The 22,495-nt window shown below is 39.7% G+C and carries 20 protein-coding genes and 1 pseudogene; 5 read left to right on the top strand and 16 right to left on the bottom strand.

The window, feature by feature from the left end:
- Positions 1-60: 60 nt before the first annotated feature.
- Entirely contained in the window at positions 61-2,127 is a 2,067-nt protein-coding gene (locus AC58PV_RS06570; RefSeq protein ID WP_497431472.1) for a response regulator transcription factor, read from the top strand.
- 241 nt (positions 2,128-2,368) lie between these two features.
- Here AC58PV_RS06570 and AC58PV_RS06565 read toward each other — a convergent pair whose 3' ends face one another.
- The 8 genes from AC58PV_RS06565 to AC58PV_RS06530 all read right to left on the bottom strand — a co-directional run bounded on the left by AC58PV_RS06565 (position 2,369) and on the right by AC58PV_RS06530 (position 10,951).
- Positions 2,369-2,659: a hypothetical protein gene (locus AC58PV_RS06565; protein WP_497431471.1), complete on the bottom strand. Its 291-nt coding sequence runs from the start codon at positions 2,657-2,659 to the stop codon at positions 2,369-2,371.
- Between the two features lie 367 nt (positions 2,660-3,026).
- Positions 3,027-4,925 carry a leucine-rich repeat domain-containing protein gene (locus AC58PV_RS06560; protein WP_497431470.1) on the bottom strand — a complete coding sequence of 633 codons (1,899 nt, stop codon included), beginning with the start codon at positions 4,923-4,925 and terminating at the stop codon, positions 3,027-3,029.
- 49 nt (positions 4,926-4,974) lie between these two features.
- Positions 4,975-6,054 (bottom strand): stalk domain-containing protein, encoded by a 1,080-nt coding sequence (locus tag AC58PV_RS06555; RefSeq protein ID WP_497431469.1) that lies wholly within the window; start codon positions 6,052-6,054, stop codon positions 4,975-4,977.
- An 850-nt stretch (positions 6,055-6,904) separates the two neighbouring features.
- Positions 6,905-7,690, bottom strand: a complete 786-nt coding sequence (locus AC58PV_RS06550; RefSeq protein WP_497431468.1) for an ATP-binding protein — start codon at positions 7,688-7,690, stop codon at positions 6,905-6,907.
- Between the two features lie 355 nt (positions 7,691-8,045).
- Positions 8,046-8,522 carry a hypothetical protein gene (locus AC58PV_RS06545; RefSeq protein ID WP_497431467.1) on the bottom strand — a complete coding sequence of 159 codons (477 nt, stop codon included), beginning with the start codon at positions 8,520-8,522 and terminating at the stop codon, positions 8,046-8,048.
- A 358-nt stretch (positions 8,523-8,880) separates the two neighbouring features.
- On the bottom strand, positions 8,881-9,423 hold the full coding sequence (locus AC58PV_RS06540; protein WP_497431466.1) for a hypothetical protein: 543 nt from the start codon (positions 9,421-9,423) through the stop codon (positions 8,881-8,883).
- Between the two features lie 50 nt (positions 9,424-9,473).
- On the bottom strand, positions 9,474-10,601 hold the full coding sequence (locus AC58PV_RS06535; protein ID WP_497431805.1) for a TniQ family protein: 1,128 nt from the start codon (positions 10,599-10,601) through the stop codon (positions 9,474-9,476).
- A gap of 8 nt (positions 10,602-10,609) precedes the next feature.
- The gene (locus AC58PV_RS06530; protein WP_497431465.1) at positions 10,610-10,951 is read right to left on the bottom strand and encodes a hypothetical protein; all 342 of its coding nucleotides are present in this window, start codon (positions 10,949-10,951) and stop codon (positions 10,610-10,612) included.
- Between the two features lie 162 nt (positions 10,952-11,113).
- On the opposite strand from AC58PV_RS06530, the gene AC58PV_RS06525 reads away from it, so the two are divergent.
- Positions 11,114-11,455, top strand: a complete 342-nt coding sequence (locus AC58PV_RS06525; protein ID WP_497431464.1) for a helix-turn-helix domain-containing protein — start codon at positions 11,114-11,116, stop codon at positions 11,453-11,455.
- Between the two features lie 111 nt (positions 11,456-11,566).
- On the opposite strand, the gene AC58PV_RS06520 is transcribed toward AC58PV_RS06525, so the two are convergent.
- From AC58PV_RS06520 to AC58PV_RS06505, 4 genes are all read right to left on the bottom strand, one after another.
- Entirely contained in the window at positions 11,567-11,884 is a 318-nt protein-coding gene (locus AC58PV_RS06520) for a YolD-like family protein (protein ID WP_497431463.1), read from the bottom strand.
- 111 nt (positions 11,885-11,995) lie between these two features.
- Positions 11,996-12,871, bottom strand: coding sequence for an MBL fold metallo-hydrolase (locus AC58PV_RS06515; RefSeq protein ID WP_497431462.1), 876 nt, complete (start codon positions 12,869-12,871; stop codon positions 11,996-11,998).
- Between the two features lie 32 nt (positions 12,872-12,903).
- Complete coding sequence (locus AC58PV_RS06510) at positions 12,904-14,304, bottom strand: copper amine oxidase N-terminal domain-containing protein (protein ID WP_497431461.1); 1,401 nt, start codon at positions 14,302-14,304, stop codon at positions 12,904-12,906.
- A gap of 246 nt (positions 14,305-14,550) precedes the next feature.
- Entirely contained in the window at positions 14,551-16,596 is a 2,046-nt protein-coding gene (locus tag AC58PV_RS06505) for a helix-turn-helix transcriptional regulator (RefSeq protein ID WP_497431460.1), read from the bottom strand.
- Positions 16,597-16,725: 129 nt separating this feature from the next.
- Between AC58PV_RS06505 and ilvB the strand changes: the two genes are divergently transcribed.
- A complete protein-coding gene (gene ilvB, locus AC58PV_RS06500; RefSeq protein ID WP_497431459.1) occupies positions 16,726-18,486 on the top strand; it encodes a biosynthetic-type acetolactate synthase large subunit in 1,761 nt (586 codons plus the stop codon).
- Positions 18,483-18,959 (top strand): acetolactate synthase small subunit, encoded by a 477-nt coding sequence (ilvN, locus tag AC58PV_RS06495; protein ID WP_497431458.1) that lies wholly within the window; start codon positions 18,483-18,485, stop codon positions 18,957-18,959. Before ilvB ends, ilvN begins: the two co-directional genes overlap by 4 nt.
- Positions 18,960-18,969: 10 nt before the next feature.
- Here ilvN and AC58PV_RS06490 read toward each other — a convergent pair.
- Positions 18,970-19,409, bottom strand: a pseudogene (locus tag AC58PV_RS06490) (GNAT family N-acetyltransferase).
- 1,010 nt (positions 19,410-20,419) lie between these two features.
- Between AC58PV_RS06490 and AC58PV_RS06485 the strand changes: the two are divergent.
- On the top strand, positions 20,420-21,130 hold the full coding sequence (locus AC58PV_RS06485; protein WP_497431804.1) for a formylglycine-generating enzyme family protein: 711 nt from the start codon (positions 20,420-20,422) through the stop codon (positions 21,128-21,130).
- Positions 21,131-21,229: 99 nt separating this feature from the next.
- Here the strand turns inward: AC58PV_RS06485 and AC58PV_RS06480 are convergent, their stop codons facing one another.
- The 3 genes from AC58PV_RS06480 to AC58PV_RS06470 are packed head-to-tail and all read right to left on the bottom strand — an operon-like array spanning position 21,230 to position 22,262.
- Positions 21,230-21,490: a GNAT family N-acetyltransferase gene (locus AC58PV_RS06480; RefSeq protein ID WP_497431457.1), complete on the bottom strand. Its 261-nt coding sequence runs from the start codon at positions 21,488-21,490 to the stop codon at positions 21,230-21,232.
- A complete protein-coding gene (locus AC58PV_RS06475; RefSeq protein ID WP_497431456.1) occupies positions 21,487-21,705 on the bottom strand; it encodes a DUF7660 family protein in 219 nt (72 codons plus the stop codon). Before AC58PV_RS06475 ends, AC58PV_RS06480 begins: the two co-directional genes overlap by 4 nt.
- Before the next feature lie 29 nt (positions 21,706-21,734).
- A complete protein-coding gene (locus tag AC58PV_RS06470) occupies positions 21,735-22,262 on the bottom strand; it encodes a GNAT family N-acetyltransferase (RefSeq protein ID WP_497431455.1) in 528 nt (175 codons plus the stop codon).
- Positions 22,263-22,495: the final 233 nt, after the last annotated feature.

Raw genomic sequence — 22,495 nt, 5'->3', positions numbered from 1 at the left:
ATGCGTGTAAAATGGAAAATACATACCAGTATCAACCAAAGTAAAGGTGGTGACTATCCATTGATAGATCAACAGTTTGATGAAGTAGAGAACAGATGGTTGGTAGGACGGCGGCGAGAAATTCTACATTTTGTTCAGCTTCTTCAAGAGACAGATAGATCCCAACGAATTGTGAATGTCTACGGAACTGCAGGCATCGGCAAAAGTTCCCTGTTAGATGAGTTCCAGCAACAGGCAGCTGCGAAAGGTGCCTTCACCATATCCGTCGATAGCGAGGGTTTCGTTAAGACGCCGCAAGCATTTAGCGAATACATTCTTAACCTGCTCCCTCATCAAAATAGCCAAGACCACCAAGCTTCAGACCTCCCTGTGGTCTCTCTGGAAGCACTTCACCACATTTCATCCAAACAATTGGTCGTCCTATTTATCGATGTGTATGAGCAAATGGAGAGCATGGATCAATGGTTGCGGGAATACTTTCTCAAAAAATTGAAGGGCAATGTGCTTACCGTGCTAGCAGGCAGGTATCCTCTTAGTGAAGCATGGCAACTCTCACCTGTTTGGAGACCGCTTATTTTGCGGATGCCCTTGTCAGAACTCGACTATGCCTCGGTTGCCCGCTATGCTGAACATACCTATGTTTCAGATGAAGAGACCATTGGACGCATTTGGCGTTATTCCAAAGGGCACCCCTTGACGTTAACCTTAATCGCATTCCTGCTTAGCCAACCTGAGTATAAGGACACAACCGATCATCCTGGTGGAGATGATTCGCTGCCTTACCTTGTGAGTCAATGGCTTCGAGAAGTGCCGGGAGATCATCTGCGACCGTTAATTGAAGCGGCGTGTGTGCTGCGGCACTTCAATCAGGAAAGTTTATCCTTCGCTATAGATCGTGAGATTACAGCATCCGAATTTTATCAACTCGTTCGGTTCTCCTTCATTCGGAGAGTCGATCGAGGATGGACTGTACATAGTTTAATGCGAGATGCTGTGTGCCGTGAGCTTCTTTTCCGAACTCCCGCCCAATATGAGAAAATCAGGACAAAATCGTTACAATACTACTATGAGCGATTGACGGATTCGAGTCAGCCGCGACCCGATCCACGTGAAGCCATTGAGCTTATGTATTACATCGGAGACGCTTTGATACGCGCTCTAATGAATTGGTTTGAACTCACACCACGGCATTACGAAGTGGTCGGCAGTCATCATCAAGATGAGTTAGAAGCTTATGTTGCCATGCGTAAGGAAACTGCCAAAGAAATACGAATTGAAGCATATGACCCCCACTCGAACGGTCACTTCAACTTTCATCTCACAGCGAAAGAAACATGCTATACCGTTCAACATCTGGATTTTGCTTCGCTCTTCCAGCTTGGCTACGATGTTGTTCGCGTCATGAGGGATGAGACGAATGCGATCATCGGATTTGCGGTGATTATCCCGATAAACCGCGATACGTTACCCTATTTAAAGCGGGCACCTCGATCTTCCGCTTATTTCAACAGTTTGTCCCCGCAAATGAACGCGCGCCTGTCAGTACCTTCACATACACGAGCTGGCTGGTTCATCGAAACGATTGATACGGCCGATTATACGGACCCTTCCCAACAGGCAGCTATGGGACATTTAATACATGCGTTGATTTTTACAGGCGAATTGATTATCGAATCTCCAGCGCCGATCTCCTACTTTATTGAGTCGCACAAGAGTCTGGGCTTCGATATTGCCGCAAATGGCAGACATGTTAACTATGACGGTGTAACACCAGCTGATACATTTGTTCTTGACTTGCAGAATGAGCAAGGGGTTAGCTACATCCATAGGATGCTCGCTATAACGGGGCAACAGAAGCTCGTGGAACAAGACATTGCACCACAGGTTCAAACGGTGACCGTCACTCAGAATCATCAAGTGGAGTTCCTCGATCGGATTATGGCCAGAACGGATATTACATCACGTGAGAAAGATATTGCAAAGTTGCTGGAACAAGGTTATAAAAATGCCGAAATTGCCACAACCCTGTATATTAGTGAAGTTACCGTCAAAAAGCATTTGAAGTCCATGTTCGCCAAACTGGAAGCAACAAACCGAACCCAACTGTTGAAGAAATTACTGGAATAAGGTGCGGATGTGTTAAGAAAACCGTCAAGAAGATGAACTGCCCCTCCAAAAGTTAAACATTTATGTTATGCAGCCTGTGAGGCATGGGTTCGGTACTGTACCGGGCTCATGCCTTTTAGCTTTTTCTTGATGCTTGCTGCGTTGGTGCAAAATTATAGCTAGGCAAAAAAAAAGCGCAAATCGCTTAAACGTAGCAATTGCACTTTGTTTATGTAACCTTACTCAGGTTCCAGAAACATATTCAAAGTTGGAACAACACCAATTGTTCTACTTCCTGGTTATCTTCATCTATGGTATTAACATTTTCTAGTATCGTTGTTTCATCTGCTCGTTCAGGGACAATTTCTATTGCATCATTCAATGCATCAGTAGCACTACCGCGGATACCATATTCTGGTAATATGATAATTAGAGAACACTGACTGCAAACATATTGACGTCCTCTTTTCACAGAGACTGCCAGAGCAACTCGTGTTTCAATACTTAATTGATTATTTTGAGCGCACGGGCCACATAAAAAATCTTGTTGCATAGAAACCTCCGCTGAAGTCATCATTTATTAAATTAGTAAAGCTATTATATCATTTAGTCATTCAATAGTCTCCACGTGAAAGGTTGATAATCTCGTTCTTGATTCGCAGCCGTGGCGATTTGTTCTTTTTCAGTGATGGCTAATCCTCTTGTGGCATTAAAGAAAACAAAAAAAAATGTGATATTCCAGAATTAATTAGTAAACGGAGCCCGCAAACCCGCGGCGCTCCGTTATTGTTGTTTCAGAAATGTTTAGAATTAGAAGCGAACCGCGGCAAAATTAGCGGTTTGTAGCAGTATTCATTAGGCTACATAGGCATATCATTAGAAACCATCATTGATCCTAAACATTTCCTTTATTATTGTTATTATTTTGTTGATATTATGACTGTCTTTTTCGAGGCATCCCATTTGACCTCAGCGCCTAATGCTTCACTGACGAGCCTAATTGGGACAAATGTGCTTCCGTTGATTATTTGAACTTCTGTATCTAGCTCTTTTACTGCTCCATTAATTTCCACCTTTTTAGAACCAACCTGAAGTTTTAAAGACGAATCTGATTTAATAGCAACAATAGTACGAGTATCATTTTCCCATGTTACTTTTGCATGTAGCGCCTCGAATATTTTCCTCATTGGAACATATATGGACCCCTTAATATTTTGAGGATCTTCTTCAGTTGAATAATCTTGAAGTAACCCATCTATCGAAACAAATATGTGATCACCATACGAAGTAATCACACCGCCAGCTTGTCTTGCTTTTAACCAGTTCAAAGAATCTTCTCTGACAGGATTATTAGCTAAATATATTTCCCAAAGATTGCTTTGATTAACTAAAACTGCAATATCCGATAAATTATTATTAATAAGTGATACCCTTCTCAGGTCCGTTTGAGAGGACAACACTGACAGATTAGAAATACCATTTCCATCCAAATATAGTGATTGTAATTTATTAACTTTTTCTAACGGCAACAAATCAGTTATCCGATTATTTCGTAGTTCCAACGATGATAGTTTAGTTTGACCTTCAATTCCTTTGAGACTGGTGATCCTATTATCATTTAAGGAGAGTGAAGATAGTTGTGGAAGACTCCCTAAAAACTCAATTGAGTTTATTCCATTATTATTTAAATAAAGCGAATACAATTTAGGCATTTTAGTTAATGGATCTAAATTAATAATTGGGTTATGACTTAGATTTAGGAACCATATTTTTTTCAAATCACTGAGTGGTGTAATATCTGAAATTTTGTTATTTTCTAGATAAAGTGTATCTAGTACATCTGAACCATATAATGGTGAAAGGTCTGAGATTTCATTTGATGATAAAATTAGAGTTCGGAGTTTCTTAAGCTTTTGTAGAACATGTATATCAGAAATTTGGTTATTAGTTAGATCGAGCCTATAAAGATTAGTCAGATTCTCAAGAAAACTAATATCTTTTAAATGTTGTGATCCTAAATTTAGATTCGCAAGATTTGTGAGTTGTTTTATTGCAGCCAAATCTTTAATCGGATTGTTCGACAGTTCTAAGCCACCTAAATGAGTAAGCCCATTTAACGAGTTAATATCTTTTATCATATTATCTTGTATACCCAAGTAGCTCAAATTTAGTAGATTTCTTAAAGGAGTTATATCCTCAATCTGATTATCCTTAAGGACAACATATTTTAAAGAATGAAGTTCCGATAATGGGGAAATATCGCTAATTTGATTATCATAGGCAGTAAAGCGTTCTAATTGTTTGAAATCTTTTAGAGGTGAAAGATCAGAAATTAGATTATCACTTAAATTTAATTCTTTTAGTTGTGAAGCTCCTTTAAGGAAACTAATATCTGTAATATTGCTCGCAGCTAAATCCAAAACTTCTAGTTGCTTCATTCTCCCTAATAATTCCATATTACTCAATTGGTTGTATCTTAGCGTTAATACTCTAAGATTTTTCAAGTCCAATAATGGACTAATATCTTTGATTTCATTTACTGCCAAGAATAAATTCCTTAAATTTGTTGCGTGCTCCAATCCATTTAAATTAGTAATTCCTTGCCAAGTTGTAGGCCCTAATGTAATCAACTGATCCATGTCATCTTGGGTTAATGGAGAATCGTCTTTTTTAAGTTGTTTACGAATAACCTTTTCAAGAGCTTGATCTTCAATAGTTACAACATTACTCACTTTTGCAACCGTGCTAAAAGGAACAATAAGAACAGAAGTACAAATAAGACTTAGGATTACAACACTCAACAAGTATAACTTTTTCACTTAGTAAACCTCCTATTTAACTAGAAAAGTTATCTTCTAGGTCCATACCTTAATTGGTTTTAATATTAATTGTAGAAGTTGCATCGTCCCAATCCAAGGTAGCTCCTAAAGTTTCTGTTATGAATCGAAGCGGCACCATAGTTGTGTTTTGATACAATTGTGGTTTAACTTCAAAAAACATGTCTTCCTTATTAACAGTAACTTTTCTTGATCCAATAGAAAATTCAATCAAGTTTTTACCAATACTCGCAGTTACTTTATGGCTTGAGTCGTCCCAGACTACTGTTGCACCTAATAATTCAAAAATACTTCGCATAGGTACCATAGTTCGATCATAAGACAGCGTTGGCTCAACTTCGAAGGTTTGAACTTTACCATTTACTTCAATATTACTTTTTGACATCAAATCTTCTGGAACAACAATTTCTACACCTCTTGCTTTTAAGTGTTTTATTACTTCATCTGCTCGATTATTTAAAGGTAAATTCTTAATGTATAAAGTTTTTAAACTCAGTATCTTTTCTAATGGGGTTAAATCAGTTATTTCTGTATCACAAATATTTAATGAATTGATAGGCTGATTTACTAATGGTGTAAGATCAGTAATAGAAGTATTAGCCAAATCAAGTTTGTGGATATTTTGGACCTGAGATAATGGGGAAATATCTTTTAAATAAGGATTACTTTCTAGTGACAAGCTTCCGAGCCTTAATCCCTTTAAAGCGCTAATGTCTACAATGTTGTTAAAATCCAAGCCTAAACTGCTGAGCCTCTTAAGATTGGAAATTGGTGATATATCACTAATTTCATTATGATTCAAACTTAAAAACCAAACATTTTTTAAATTTGCCAAAGGCTTAAGATCAGAGATTTGATTGTACTGTACTAAGAATTGACCTAGACTGGTGGCATTCTCCAGTCCCTTTAAGGATTTTATGTTATTATCCCTATAGATTAATAGATATTCCAAATCACGTATATTCTCTTTAGATAGTTCAGTGACCATTAGCTTATTTTTAATAGCAACTTCAAGATTTGAGTCCTCAATTAATTTTCCCTCAGCCTTTGATAAGGTGGGAATCATTAAACATGTCGATACGATTAGCGATGTAATTATCTTATTTTTCATCGTAGTACTGACCTCCATATTATCTACTAATCAATGCCTTTGAGAAATAAACTGATTCTCCATTTCTACTTACATTGTCTAATTTGATTTTCATGTGGGAATAATTAGAAAGAAAACTAACCATGGAGTTGGACTAATGGAAATTTTTCTATCTTTTGTAACTATTATCTTCTTAGGGTTAGGATTGTACAAGTACTATTTAAAAGAGAAGGAACTCTCAACAATTCGTTCACTTTCTACCGCGTATTTAAAAACCAATCAGCAGATGTACAAAACTTTAGCCATGGGAATGTATTTAAAAAATAAGAAGGAAACACTAGTAAAAAAACTGCTCTAGCAATTTTTATTAATAATAATCCATACGAATTTGAGTATTTTGTAGCTGAAATACTAGAGGGGGTATATGGATGGACAACATTTGTTACCCGAGCTTCTGGTGATTATGGCGTAGATGTCGAGCCTCAAAGAGGTAATGGCCTTTTTCTTCTTTAAACGAAATGCAAAAAGGACGATGTTTCGTTTGATCCCCTTGCAATTATCCATTCTCAAGTGGTAAAACAGAATGCAAATGGGGACCTAGTTATCACAACAAGCAATAAATAAATATATAAATAAATAACATAATAAATAAAAAAAAAATAATTGTGATGTTTCATAAATAACTATAAAACGGAGCCCGCAAACCCGCGGCGCTCCGTTTGTTTTGTTTCATATATAATATAATTTTGCTAGTAAAGGTTCTTTATAATGCCCTTAGTTTCAAAATTATTTGAAGTTAATAAAATCTTTTCATGCATAAAATGTATAAATATTCACACGAGTTGTTCGAAATGAAAATGACAGAAATTGATTAAACAGAATCACTAAACCATAGAGCCTCTAAATCAATTGTTTCACTTGTTGGTTGTAATTCTTTGTCTAACAAGGGGATTTGTACAGCAATTGGTGTTTCTGTTGCTGTTCCAGTAAATATGCACCCTCCTGCTGGCATGATCGACAATGAATCAAAAGAGACTTTATCCAAAAAAGAGATAGCCTTCCCCATTGTTTGAAGATCATTGTTATTAATTAACCTATGAATAAACACGTTATGTAGTTGTGAAATAATAGTATTAGAAATGTCAGATGGACGTTGACTAGAAAGTGTTAAAAACACACCAAACTTTCTGCCCTCTTTGATAATCTCTTCGAACACTTCAAGCCTATAATCTTTCCAACTCTCACTCTCTCTAAAGGAATCTTCGGAAAGAATATTATGTGCTTCATCTATTATAATATGTAAAGTCTTTAAACTGTTTTGTGCTCCTTTGTGAGTATCGTATAATTTTTTAGTCACCAATAATGGAATGATCTTTTTCATTTCTGTGTTTACATCTCTTAACGATATACTAGTTAGACAATATTTACTTACTGAATTTGTAAAGAAATCATCATCGTCACTTATCTCAATAATTTTCGCTAGCTCTTTTTTCCTTTTTTGAAATCTGTGAATTATTGGAGCAACATGTTCGAATACAGCTGTATTACTTATTACATCTTCAAACAATCTTAAACCTAAAGCTAATTCAAAGAATTTCAAATCGCTAACAGTTCCAGAATAATTACTTTTCAATAAATTTAATCCATTGCTAAACAAATGAATCTCTCTATCAACGTTTGCTTGATTACCATACAAATCCTTGCCATACAGAAATTAACCAAAAATGACACAATACGAAGTAGATCATTGTTTAGAGTACTTCCTCAACAATCATCCTACTACTAAAGTTTATTAGCTGACCCCAAGTAAGAAGATGATGTTGTTCTTCTTTTGCACTAAGTTAAGATGAAATAATCTAAATTCTATCTCTAAATGTCTACGAGTAAAAGGAGCGATTGTCCGTGGCAGTCAACTGCTCCTTTGTACTATGGATACTGGACTGTTGTGCAGCAAGCTGGAACTAATCACATTTTCTCAAATAAAAAATTAACATGATTTTTGATAGACCTTTTCACACTTTATTGAACAAATATAAAGTTTGTTTCTTATTTCTTTGGTTTCTAGCTGTAATTCTAACTTGATTATATAATCGTATTTGATTGATTTCAGCTTCTCCAGTATCTAGATGTAAAGATAGCCTATCAATTGATTTCGGCTGAAAATTATAAATATTAAAACCATCTCTGATTAACCTATGGCCGTTTTGTTTTATAGTAGAATTATCATCCGCTATCTTTTCTAATAGTAATTCATTATCTTTGTAGAAGGAAAAATTTATTTCTCTCAATACTTTAGGGATTTCTGCTTTATTATAAAAATCCAGTTCAATATCCCAACTAGTGTAAGTAGCTTTTTCCCATGTGCATTCTACATAATCGCCAAACGAACTCCGATTGTAACTTATCGTTTTAATGTCTGATGGATAAATTATTAGCCTTCCACTGTTTTTAAGGATAAACTGTAATACTAGTGTTACAGCAACTCCCAAACCGCTCCTATTACCCCTTCGAAGCTTTCAATTAGCTTAACCCATTCCGGATTCATTTCATTCTCCCCATTAAAATCTGAATTTTACTTTTGTAAACACTATACATGACATTTAATATTCTTGAAATGTCCTCCAGTAAATTTCAGGATGTAAGAACTATTTTAAGGTCTCAAACGTTGATAGACAATATAAATATTACCTACTCCCAACCAGGGTAATTTCTAGGCTAATCTTTTGTAAATTAAGGAGTTGATAATACAAATGTTATTACAGTTATAGTTAAGTTCTTGATTAACAAACCACTTGCATTAAGACCACCTGCATTAAGACAAATCCGATAATAAATTGTTGATTCTTATTACGCAGAGATTCCTTCTTTATAAATCAAACCATCTATCATTTCCTTATTAAACAAATAACGTCTTCTCCCATCCTTTAAAGTAACTATCTTCTCAGGAACCAATACCCCCTCTTTCATCCACCTAAGCGCCTTCTTCTCCCCGATCTTTAAAAGAGCAATCACATCTTGCAAATAGTAACCTTGCGTATTCTGAAGCTCATTTCTAATCAACTCCACGCACCTTAGCAGTTCTTCTTCCACGTAATAATTCTGAGCTAATGTTCCATTTAGTGAATCAGTAACCGGCCTCAGTATACCCTCTCGAGTGAACTGAATAATTTTAACAATATTTAACCCGTTCACAGAGTATGTAATTAATGCCTTGTGTAAATCTATTCCTTGAACCTCACTTATTGCAACAATACTACCGCGGCAGCTTTCCACCAAACTTTTAACCTCATCGTGTGATAACAACTCATACTGACTAGACTGCTTGTGAAAGGTATTCAACAAACCAGCTGCAATAAGTTTGGGTATCGAATCTTTTTGAATACCAATCATTAGTGCTGCTTCTTTTTTAGTTATGAGGTATCTGCTCTCTTCAAGTGCATTTATGCATTTAAGTATGAATTCTTCTCCACATAATATTGCATTCTATTGCCTTTTTTCGAAGCTAGCATAGTAATTTGATTCAGTTCATTCAATTGGTTCATCTTTGCATAGCTTGTTCCAACTGAGGTTCTAATCTCATCTTTTCTTAAATACTCACGTTTTTCTAGTAATTCAGGATTCTTTTTAAACACAGAAAGATCCCTTCGAACGATACCTTGATCTATTTTCCCAATCCAAAATCTTTGATATGCTTCCGCTACTTCAGATAATGACTTAATCTCAAGTATCTTTTCAAATTGCCCTTTCTGTTCGTACATTATTGAAGAATCCTTCTTCTGAATAAAATCATCGAGCACACGATAGAAATTCTGGGGGAAATCTTTGTACATCCAAAACACATTATTAAAAGCGTGTGATTGCTTTTTACTATCTCGATTATCACTTTTCTTTTTATGAAAACTGGAAATAAGCAGCTCATCGCCTAAGTAGCTTTTCATACCTTCTAGTAAAAAATAACTTAAATCTGCTAGCCTCAAGAATTCATCAATCTTTAATCCTAATATAGGATTAGCCATTGAAGGAACAAATAGACTTTTGTATAAGTACATTTGTGGCGCAATTATTGAATTAATTAGTTCAATATTCTCTGAAACAGCATTTGTCAGAGTAAATCTACATTTCTCACAGACTCCACCCATCACACTTCTCAGTGAAATGGGTGAATTACAACCATAACAATTCTCAAGAAGAACAGTACTATGTTCTAGGCAAACATTTAAAGGAAACAGAATCCAGGGTAACTTATGATACACACTTTCTTTCATACATGTTGAACAATATTTAACTCGACTTTTCATAATTAATTTAACTGCTAGATAATTGCCTAAAAGATTCTCAATTAAAGAGTTGGAATGACTATGAAGTGATTCTAAAGATTTTGTTGTTAAACTACTAATGATATTGAGTTGTTGTTGAGTATACAAATTGCTAGAATATCTTGTTAATGAGATCTCACACTCTGTTAGCATATATGAAATTGACTCATAACGATTTAGAATTGAAACCCGATGTAAATAACTAGACAAACTTTCTTCTAGATAAAAATCCGAACGTCGACAAAATGACATTCTCAAGTTTAATGTCCCCCCTTTTTCTTCAATTTGCTTTTTTGATTTTTCCACCTCTTCTTTAGTTCATTAAACGCCTCGTAATATGCTTCTATAATTTCAGAATCTATGGGTTCGGACATCATTTTCTTTGAAGCCCAAACCAAACCAACTTTTTCAAGCAGCACCAAGATAAAATCTTGTTTATCAGGAACAGCACAAACGCAGACAGTTTTATTCTCATCAATATTGGATGGGTGAAACCATTGCTCCTTAATAGCAATTGGAGTCGTGTAAAAATGACCGTTATAATTAATACCCTCACTAGTTATCTTAGCAATATCCAACGGCAGTAAATTTGTTAATATCACTATTCATCACCTCCTTCTCTTAAATCTAGTAAACTATCTTAGTAACATTATTGACTCAACTGCTAGAATTGATATATATAATTATCAAAATAAGTTTTGATATCAAACGGCGTATGTCTCTTCTTTTTTCCTTTGTCTACACTTTATATAAGAGATGTAGACATGTCTGATCATATTTTGAAATATATAGGATCTCGGATACGGGATTATCGTAAGGAAAAGGGGCTTTCCGAAGAGCAGTTAGGTGAAAGAGCAGGATTTCATTTTTCTTATATCGGTGGTATTGAAAGAGCTGAGAAAAACATTTCCATGCTTAATTTAGCTAAAATTGCTGAAGCATTGGATATTGAGGTTCACGATTTATTCAGTTATTCAAAAAGTAGTAAAACAAAACTAAGTGAAAAAGAAGAGGAAATACAAGAAATTGTAGATATACTCCTGAGGCATAATATTCGTGATGTGAAGAAGGCCAAAGTTATTATTAAAGAGGTATTTAAAGATTAATAACCCCATTCTCAAATTTGAGAACGGGGTTATTTTTCATTTCCTCTGAACTTGTTGCTTGTTATTTACACCTTTTGAGGTTGTGAACACGAAGCAACGTAAATTTCATTACTAAGTCTGTACACTTCCTGCAAAAAGACATTCAGCTCTCAGCAAAAAAAGACTGGATAACTCAAGTCTTTTGGATAAATTACTCATTATGAAAATGTAAATAGTCACTACAGGTGAGGATTGTTTCTGCACCCAATCAATGCCATTCTCGTGTGATAACTTCACCCGTCTTATCGCTTGATCCATTTGGGTAATCAAGCCTGTAAAATGAGTATCCCCTGAATCGTTATAAATTTTTACAGTTACAAACTGTTGATCAATTAAAGCCGCGGCCAACACATTTATTATTTTATTATTTTCACGAACATAGTTACTCAATAGTCTCCCCCACTCACAGAACATTTGTTCCAGTCACTCTATTTTACTTTCACTACTCGAGAGGTAAAGGGGGTAGTAAGCGCCTAGGGAAATACGTTACTACCAAACGTATTAGTCAGTTGAACTTTGTTTAGATTTACGACGTTGTTCTCCGAGCAGAAATTGATGGATGGCTTCTCTATCCCCACCGACCAGTTCCCTGCCGATCCGATTTACTAATTCACGTTCAATGAGCTGTTGGTCATCATACTCAGTAACTAGTTCGGCCAGTGCACAATACTCGTTTAAATCCTGCCAGAACTCTTCAGCCCTAACAGGCCTATGATGGGACTCGATGTACCAAGCTGCTGGGTACTGTTTAATCTTTTCTACTATCCTAAGAAAATCCCGAGCAACATAATATCGCGGTCCATCGTAAATTGCCGGTCCGAGAACATCCCCGAGAAACAGAATCTTTTCCTCGGGAATATGCATGATGCAAGAATCATTTGCATGAACACCGCCAATATGGTGGATTTGACAGGATACTGCACCTAAAAGGAGCGTTAAAGATTCGGTAAACGTAATGTTCGGAAGCACAACCTGGATGTCTCGATCTATGCCATCATATTCCTTTTTTATATAGTCAGCACAGAACTCGATCTCTTTTCCTTGCCTGACACGTTCGTCCAAAGCTTCCTCTGACCAGTCTAAGCCGAGTAGCTGTTGAAGGGCTTGATGCGTCATTTCTGTGGCGACGAGCGGTGATGATGGGTCATAAGCCGCACCGAAACTATGATCCCAGTGCCAGTGTGTCAACGCAGTTATACAAGGTCGAGAGTTATACTCATTCCTCACTGCCTCGCGGAACGTTGACGCATGACGTAGTGAGTTGCCTGCATCTAGAAAGAGAGTTCGATCATCTCCGAGGATTGCGCCTAGGATTGGTCGGTCAACAGAACCGTCAGCGGACATATAAACAAAACGTTCGGTTAACTGATGAATCATTGGCTTGCCTCCTATGGTGAAAATGGGCTCGTCTACTTACTCTTCTGTTCTTTCGCGTCCGTGATCGTGATCTCTCCATCTTCAAAAAACACTTTCATTTTCAAACTTTCACTAACAAAACGAACGGGGACTAGCGTTATTCCATCGCGAATGACAGCCGGTGAATCCAATTCCGTAGCAGCACCATTCACAAAGGCATCCTTCTGATCAATTACAAGTTCAACTTTACTTCCTTCTTTTTGAAGTATCACTCGTCTTTCTTGAGCATGCCATTCAATCTTCGCTCCTAATGCTTCCCCAATAAAGCGAATTGGCACCATGGTTCGACCATCAAGTGTGAAAGGAGCCACTTCAAGCGTGTGCTCTTGCTCATCAATAGTTGCTGCGTTGGAATCCAGCTTCAAAAATATGCTTTTAAATCCAAGCGGTGCGTGATTGACATAGTTGGATGCCGGGTCGCCGAACTTCACTGGCTGTGATTTGACTGTACCATATGGAGTTTCAACCTCAACAAGATAATACTCGCCATTTTTTATAGAACCATTATTATTGGCATATAAATCGAAGACAATGTTTCCCCTAAACGAACCAACCGGTTCTTTAACATCCTTTTTAAATCCTGGTGTCACAACCATTTCACCCTGTGTAATACCAAGCAACCACCCGGTTCCTGCTCTATTTGTTCTCCAAATGCCTGGAGCGCTGCCGCCATCCTTGTCCGTTCCACGCAGAATTACGGCTGAAATATCTGTTTTTTGTGCAAAATTAAGTTTTAATTTAAAATGTCCTTCCTTCACATGATCAGCGCCAAACTCGGCAACTCCTGTACGATCTGAATCCAAGTCCAACCAACTAAATTCCCGAATTGCTACGGGTGCGTAAGAAACTTCATTTTCTGAAAAAGGGGCTACATCCGATTTCACAGGTCCTTTACTCGTTAGGATTTCCAAATAATAATATTCACCCAGTTTCATTCCATTGTTATCCGAAGCATATAACTCAAACTGTACTTTTCCTTTAAACATGCCTAGCGTTTTTTGAAAGCTTGTATTGACGCTTTTACCATCGTGAAAAACGGCAAGTAGAGTACCAATATCCGTTTTCTCTTTCCAAGTTTTCCACATACCGTGACTTGTGTCTCTTCCATCGGCATCGGCTGTTTTCATTGTAATCGATAGGATCTCTGTTCCTTCTCCTGCGTCTAGCAAGACGGTGAGGTGACCGTCGCGTGTCCCATCCGGTATTGAAGCCGTATCCAGAGAAATTCTGTCTAATTCTTTATCCAAGTAGCGGAATTCTTTAAACTGAATGTCATTTGAAGCATTTGGATCCGTAGCGAAAGTACTCCCTGCAGTAATTCCGTTTAACATTGCTGAACATGTAATTGCCAATAATATTTTTTTGCTAAACATTTTTTTCTCTCCTTTAATCAAATAAGCATATATTCATGTTACGCTATTACTTGTTAAGGAGTCGACGGACTATAAGTATCAAACACCACGTTCCACACCGCCAATATTAGTTCGATCCTGCCTTAAAAAATTGCTACATGAACTTTGGTATACTGAATGGGCCGTATAGAAATACATTCTACACGGCCCCCTTCTTATTATCTATTCAATTGGTTTGATCTCAACAGTCCCATCTACGCTATTTAAATTACGGGAAAACTATTGTCATCACTTAAGCAGCACATGCCGAGCCAATTGAGTTCGGTTTTTCAAATCGAACTTAGATAGCATGGCGTTGACGTGCTTCTTCACCGCAGCCTCACTGATGAACAGCGCTGCAGCGATTTCCATGTTTGAATGGCCTTCCGCCAGCAAACAAGCTACGTCTCGCTCACGTTCTGTCAATTCGCTGAGATTAGCATATGTCACGACTACATCCCTAATTTCCGTTTCGGTCCCGGCCTTCAGTCCAATCATTCGCTCTAGGAAATACCTTAGCTTCTCTTGCCGCGTATCCAGCCAATAAGTTGCGGCCGGTTTTGCAGTCCCATAATCGAAATGTGCCGCTCCAAGCACTTCTTCAAATCCGAGACTAATCTGAGACTGCTCATAATAGGGCAAAGGCGGAGGAGACGAGACGATCAAGCTGCCTGCCAATACAAGGTCGAATAAGTGCCGTACGATGTCCGAGCGGAGTTGTTCTACCTCCAGATTTTCGACGTCGACACTGTACAGATACCACGCACGCTCCTGCTCAATTGCTGCTTCCAGCGCACGTCTCCGCTCTGCCGTGAGTGTGCGGAAGAAAGCTCGGGACACCGGCGCCGCCGTCAGAAAATCGCGCGTTTTGGCACAAATCGGAATCGCCGCAAACACGCCGATAACCTTCCCTTCCTCGCTTCGAAGCAACTGCACGGCTTGCTCTGGCAGGCCGCTCAACCAATCCGTTTCCAACAGCGACAACCGAAGCAATCCCTCACTAGGCGCGATTTCAAAACGATACATCTCCCCTAATTCCGGATCTGAGCATCGAATGTTCATAGCTCTTGGCTCCGTCCTCCTCCGCTCTATAAATGCCGTGAGCTCCTCGATGTTGCTTACGTTCATCGGTTCCAAATAATGGGGTGATATTCTCGAATGGCGATAGTGGGCCCGCATGATCGGATTTCCCGCAAAATGAAGTAGTTCAGCTAGTTCTCTTGCCCTGTTCCTCACTCCACCGATACCATCCATGATCTTTTTCATCGCCGAATCAACTGCAATCCGACAAAACCGATCGAACTTACCTGGCATCCGCTCGCGGAACATACTGCGAAGGTTTTCCCAGACAAGATCGTGCAATTGCCAGCCCCCAACAGTACGGGCCACGAAGCTGAGCTGGATTAACCGATCGAAATCCGTAGACGGCACTGGCTGCCCTGTTAATTCCTCCAGCAGCTCCTGCCGAAATGTGCGGGTAATCGAAGCCGCGTACAGTAATTCGCGAATTTGGTCATTTGAGGCTTCCTGGAGCCAATTTTCTAGTAAAAACTGTAGGTTCTCCACTGTGCTCGTTCGGGAGGGACGATCTGGGACAATCATTTCTCCTCCCATTGGGGTCAACAGGGACATGGCGAGTGGATGTCCGAGCGTGCGCAGCCAGACCATGTCGATGACGGCTTCATCCTGTTCCCCCCACTGAAGCATGTATTGGCGGATATCCTCATAAGATAACTCCGCTAGCGGGAGACGGACGATTAGTCTCTTCCAGGCTGGGGTATACCTCCAAGGGCCTTCCAATTCAAATCGTCCGGCAATGACGATCAATGTATTTTGTGGCAGTTGAGGCAGCAAAAGCGTCCTCAACCAGTGATCCAACCCTCCTGCTTCTTCATACCCGTCGAGAAGGAGCACGACCTGCTGTTTTTCAGCAACAGCATGAACCGCATTTATACAACGCTCTGTCAGCGAATCGGTTTTTGACATCGCATGATTTGAATCCAGTGCCTCATCTCCGGCGCACTGAACAAACATCTGGGTAATAAAACGCTGATCGTTCATTGCTTCACCCATATGAATTCGAATAGGCACCCTATCAAACTCTCTTGTAATCTCCGTAAATCGGTCAAGTAAATATGTCTTGCCCATACCTGCTGTGCCAAACACGTTAAGGATTCGTTCAGGATGCTCCTTCATTCGCTCTAGAAACTCACGGAATAACCCCATCTCGAAAGTCCGTCCGACGAAATGGTCAGCCATAATCCTGTTCAATTGCTGTCCAAACGTCTTTTGCATGCCTTAACCCCCGTATCGACCTCATTTTTATCTAGAAGTATACCGTACTAGTAGCCGAAAGGATAGCCTCAAGGACATCCTCTTTGTGCTAACTTAGGATGAGACGAAATAAAGGAGGAAGATGAGTACATGGGTCAAACACAAAATCAATCATCGATTTTAACAGGCTCGGCAAAAAATGGAGAATGGATGACAGGTTCAGAAATTCTACTTCATATGTTGCTAACGGAAGACGTAGATTGCGTATTCGGATACCCTGGAGGGGCCGTGTTGTACATTTACGATGCCATGCATAATAATCCGGATTTTAAGCACGTGTTAACTAGACATGAGCAAGGAGCCATACATGCCGCAGACGGCTATGCCAGATCGTGTGGCAAAACGGGGGTAGTAATGGCGACTTCCGGTCCCGGGGCAACTAATCTAGTGACGGGAATTGCCACCGCGCATATGGATTCGGTGCCGCTTGTCGTTATTACCGGAAACGTCCCCTTGAGCATGATCGGCACTGATTCCTTTCAAGAGGCCGACATTGTAGGCATGACGCAGCCCATCACCAAGCACAGCTACTTCGTGAGGCGCGTGGAAGATTTGGCCCACATCATTCGTGAGGCTTTTCTACTGGCAGGATCAGGACGCAAAGGGCCGGTGCTGATCGACATCCCGAAAGACGTCAGCGCAGCTCGGACGAAATTCATATATCCAGAACGAGTTGAAATTCCTGGCTATATCGCGGGTACCGAAACGTTACCAGTCGATGAATACATGCTAGAGAGACTGATATCCGCTATATCCGCTAGCGAAAGGCCGCTGATTCTAGCAGGAGGAGGTGTCGTACAGTCTGATGGATGCGAGGAACTGCTCGAATTTGTGAACCGGACGAAGGTACCAATTACAACGACGTTGCTCGGCTTGGGAGCTATTCCATCGGATCACGATCTGTGGCTCGGCATGCCCGGCATGCACGGAACTTATGCGGCCAATCAGGCGCTCATCCAATGCGACCTACTCATCGCAATCGGTGCCCGCTTCGACGACAGGGTCACAATGCGACTGGATGGGTTTGCCCCGCATGCCCGCATCGCACATATCGATATCGATGCTGCCGAAATCAGCAAGCTGGTTCCTGCCGAGATTCCGATCGTCGGGGACGCTCGATGTGTACTGCAAAGATTAAACCGGTTAGCCGGGGGACGGATCACCAAGAAGCCGCTCTGGTTAAAAAAGCTGCATGGTTTAAGGGTGGATTTCCCGCTGGGTTATGAACCTTCGCAGGACGAACTAAAGCCTCAGTATGTCATTGAAATGATTTCCCGTACGACAGACGGCCAGGCGATTATAACGACCGATGTCGGCCAGCATCAAATGTGGACGGCGCAGTTCTACCGCTTTCGGAATCCACGGTCACTTATCACATCGGGCGGATTGGGTACGATGGGATTCGGATTTCCTTCCGCGATTGGCGCACAGATCGGAAACCCAGACAAAACAATCGTGTCCATCAATGGGGATGGCGGCATGCAGATGTGCGCACAAGAGCTGGCGGTTTGCGCAATCCATAACATTCCCATAAAAATTGTGGTCATTAACAATGGGATTCTCGGCATGATTAAACAATGGCAAGAATTAGTTTATGAGGGACGATTTAGTCACATCGATCTTTCAGGCAGTCCAGATTTCGTCAAACTAGCGGAGGCGTACGGAGTAAAAGGGTTGCGTGCGGAAACTCCAGCGCAGGCAGAGCGAGTGTGGCAAGAAGCGCTGGAGACAACAGGTCCAGTGTTAATTGACTTCGTCGTTTCTCAGGATGAGCTCGTATTTCCAATGATTCAGCAAGGACAAGCACTTCAAGATATCATTCTTGGACCGAACGGAGGAGCAACGAAATGAGCAGGCAGTTGATCTCAATTACAGTCGATGACAAACCAGGGGTGCTGCAGCGCATCTCGGGCTTGTTCTCCCGCAGAAGCTACAATATTGAAAGTATTACGGTCGGGGCGTCAGAAGTCGAAAATCGTTCTCGCATGATCATAGCTGCGCGAGGCGACGACGCCCAAATTAGGCAGATGGTTGCCCAACTTCAGAAGCTGATCGACGTGTTGGACATTACCTTGTTGCAAGGAAATCCCCACGTCAGCCGTGAGTTGATGCTCATCAAGATAACACTAGAGTCAACCAAGCGAACTGAATTACAGAGCTTAATAGATACGTTTAGATGCTCTGTTATCGACGTCGGGCCCTCTTCAATGATCGTTCAAATTGTCGGCAATACGGAGAAGAACGACGCGTTCCTTCAACTTATTCGATCGTACGGCATAATGGAGATAACCCGAACGGGCGAAACAGCAATGAAGCGATGCTAACATTCACAACTTAGGACTGACTATACTCCAAGTGTAGCAGCGGGAAGGGATTGCCAGAAGAATCAAGTTCAGACCTTCCAATTCGAACAAAGCCAAGTCGTTTATAAAAGATGTATGCTCCATCATTTTGTTCATTAACATCAACTCGGAGATTCGCGCCCTTTTGCGCTTCTACATGTTTAATTAACCGGCGTCCTTTACCGCTCCGCTGATGGTGTGGGTCTACAAAAAGCATTTCAATTTTAGACCCGTCCATCGTGATAAAACCAAGTGGTTCTTGATCTTCGTTACTTCAATCCAAATTTCTACCTCTCTCAAAGCACCATTTCGAACGATCTGATAGTAAAACTCATACCTATCCTCGTTTGTCAGATAGGTATGAGTTTTGACTACTGCTTGGTAGAAAATACTTACTAATTTATCATGATATTGTACATTTCCTTTTAACACTTTACAGTCTCCAATATTCAAAGGGAAAGGTTTATCTTTATATAAAATAAAAAGAGTTTAAAGAAAACAAGAAGCAGTCGCCGCTGCTTCTCATTTTCTTAACTGTACTTCCTATCTTTTCAAACTTTAACCAGATGGGCAATGTTTCAACGGTTGTACCAACGTAATTCTTACCCCCATAAGATGCCTTGGTAGCTGCTTTGAACAGAGGTGCCTTGCCTCACCATGATTTCTGCTCTTGAATTTTTGCCGTCCCATTAAACTCAGTAACTTTGGCAATAATCCCAGTATCTCCAGGCCTTTCTTATTTACCATTTCACAATTTTTTCTGAGACTTTTCTGGATTATCGCAAACAGCTTAAAACGGTTATCTACTGAAGATCTTTCTTAAGTCAGATCCTGAGTATCAAGAAGAATTCCAAATGACTAGTATCAATAAGTCTCAACTTTCGCGTCGCATCAATTCTCTTTCCTGTTGAAGTCACTCAGGCTCTATTTGCTTCTGTCTTCGAGTCTATTCAAAAACAGCTCTTCCTCGCAAAAAACAGGAAAAGCTTGTTTTAAGGATTGTAGATTCCACTAGTTTGAGGATTCCTCTTTTCCTTGGAGACTGGGCTTATAATAGGTTAACTATTCAATTACTTAAGCCTATGGACTCGCTAATATGGAGTTTAATGATTATGATACTTATAGTCTGTTTACTCTGTTAGGCATGTTGCTTAGGGTTGTTGTATACCTTATTGAGAAAAGATCTACATCTACTGAATTCAGACTATAATCATATTGGCCCACCCGAGGTATTTCAAGGTGATGCTTTATCGGCTCTTGAAAAGCTTGTTCAGAAATATAGCTCCTGATAAATGCCAATACCGCTAATACAGCATCAAATCTTTTTTAAAAATGGACCTATTCAGCTAAAACTAAGGAAAAAGGAGGGGTTCACAGTGAGAGCTGGTCATCATGACAATCGAAATGTAGAAAGTGACAGTGAACATTTTCTACAAGAATTAATGAATTTAATGGTACCTGTAAGGGGAGGGATTATTGAATTACGTGATTATGTTAATACGAATAAATGGCTTAGTTCTGATTACACTTTATCAAATCCAGGAAGTAATAAAAAGGTTATCCTATGGACCGAAACGATTGAACCTTTCCATGTAATGAAGTATCCGATAACACAGCAGTTATATCATTTTGTCATGTATAATGAAACAATAGAGCCGATTATAAATAACCTGCCAATGACGAATGTTTCATGGCTGGATTCGCTTGCCTTTTGTAATAAATTATCCAACATGTTTGGTAATACTGAATGCTACACATTCACAAATGAAAGCAAGAACACGATATATAATAAGGCAGCAAACGGCTTTCGTCTATTATCTGATGCTGAATGGCAATACACTTGCAAAGCGGGAACCGCGGGATATCGGTATGCAAGTATTGATCAAATTGCATGGTATCAAGGTAACTCCAACGGTTCAGTTCATCAAGTAGGACAATTGCTTCCTAATTCATGGGGGCTTTTTGATATGATTGGAAACGTGTGGGAATGGTGCTGGGATCTATACGATACTGAACGATATGGGAACTATAGTGTCTTTCGGGGAGGTAGCTGGGCTGAAGTTGCGAACAACTGTGGTTCAACGAGTAGAAGGAAAAGCATGCCCGATTTCAAAATTGATGATCTTGGTTTTAGAATAGCTCTTAATTCCTAAGCTTAATAATGAATTCTAACCAATGAAACATAGGCTAGTGCAGACAGCTTCACTCGTAAACGACTTGAAACACTTCACAATGTCATACCTCTTCCCCCTTTAGCGTAAAGATTTCTTCATTTTAAAATTCGGGATTTCCGTACCGTTGCGTTCAACAATTTGTTGCTTTATAACTCTTAATCCATTTTTCCCCAAAATCGATCTTTCAGTAATACTGGCATCGGTGTCAATCTCGACAAGAGACAATCTGTTCGCTTCCGATTCAAGGGTGCCTACCAAGATGGAAGCAATGCCTTGACCATGATAATCTTTTTGAACAAATAGTCTTTCAAGGTACGATAGCTTAATGGCAAAGTTCACTCGTATGCCTTTCCTGCCAATAACGAGGTTGCAAAGGTACTCCAGGTTGGCGTATAAGAAATCAAATCTGAATCATTTAACCAAGCCTCCATTGCTTCCAAAAAAAACTCCAGTGTTTGGTTCTGCCAGGTGGAAGCATTCTCAGTTAAATCATGTCTCAGTGCAAGAAGAAATGTTATCAGGTCTACTTTTGTTGATTCGTTCTTTGGGGTCAACTTATGAGGTCCTCCTTCAATAAATAGATTCAACTAAAGTTATCCGATAGCAATGATTTAACATATAGGCAAGTAAGTATGTTGCTATTTCTCCTATTCATAAATTTTTTTTCAAGCATCATTCCAAGTTTTTCAGCTACTCTACTAGAAGCGTGGTGAGTTTCCGGCATATTTGCGCATATTCGCTTTAGATGTAATTCTTCGAGCCCATACATCATTAATGCTCTTGCAGCCTCGTATCCAATGCCTTGGCGCCAGTAAGTGGATTTAATAATGTAACCTAAGTCGTTCTCGATTTGTCCATCTGTCTCAAGCTTCAACAGCCCAGCATCCCCGATTATTTCACCTGTTTCCTTGAGTTCAACCGCAAGTCTGCCATATCCTGTTTGGTAATTCTCGATTCCTCTTTTTTGGATCCATTCTTTACATTGAGAATAATCGAAGGGCCTTGGCCAGAAGCTCATTGTTAGGTCATCCGAAAGTACTTGATGTAATGCTGAGATATCCTCTGTTGTATACTCTCTTATACGCAGTCTTGCTGTTTCGATTTTCGTCATAGCAGAAGCTCACTCCCATTCGTTGCCGCGGTTTACTTATAGACGTTAGTAGCCTTTAATTGTTTCGTCAGAGATTTATGATTAACTCGCAGGCTCGTAGGTAACTAAAAAAAATGGAATCAAGATTATAGAGGAATGCCATAAACGAATGCCCTTGAGACAATTATCTCCGTTCCCGTTCAACCTTCTCTTAGATATACCAACCAATTGAAGGAAAAATCAAGCCGATTAAT

The organism is Paenibacillus sp. J22FR83 (assembly GCF_059691955.1).
The sequence above is the reverse complement of the archived record's forward strand: the minus strand, read 5'-3'. Positions and strand labels throughout refer to the sequence as shown.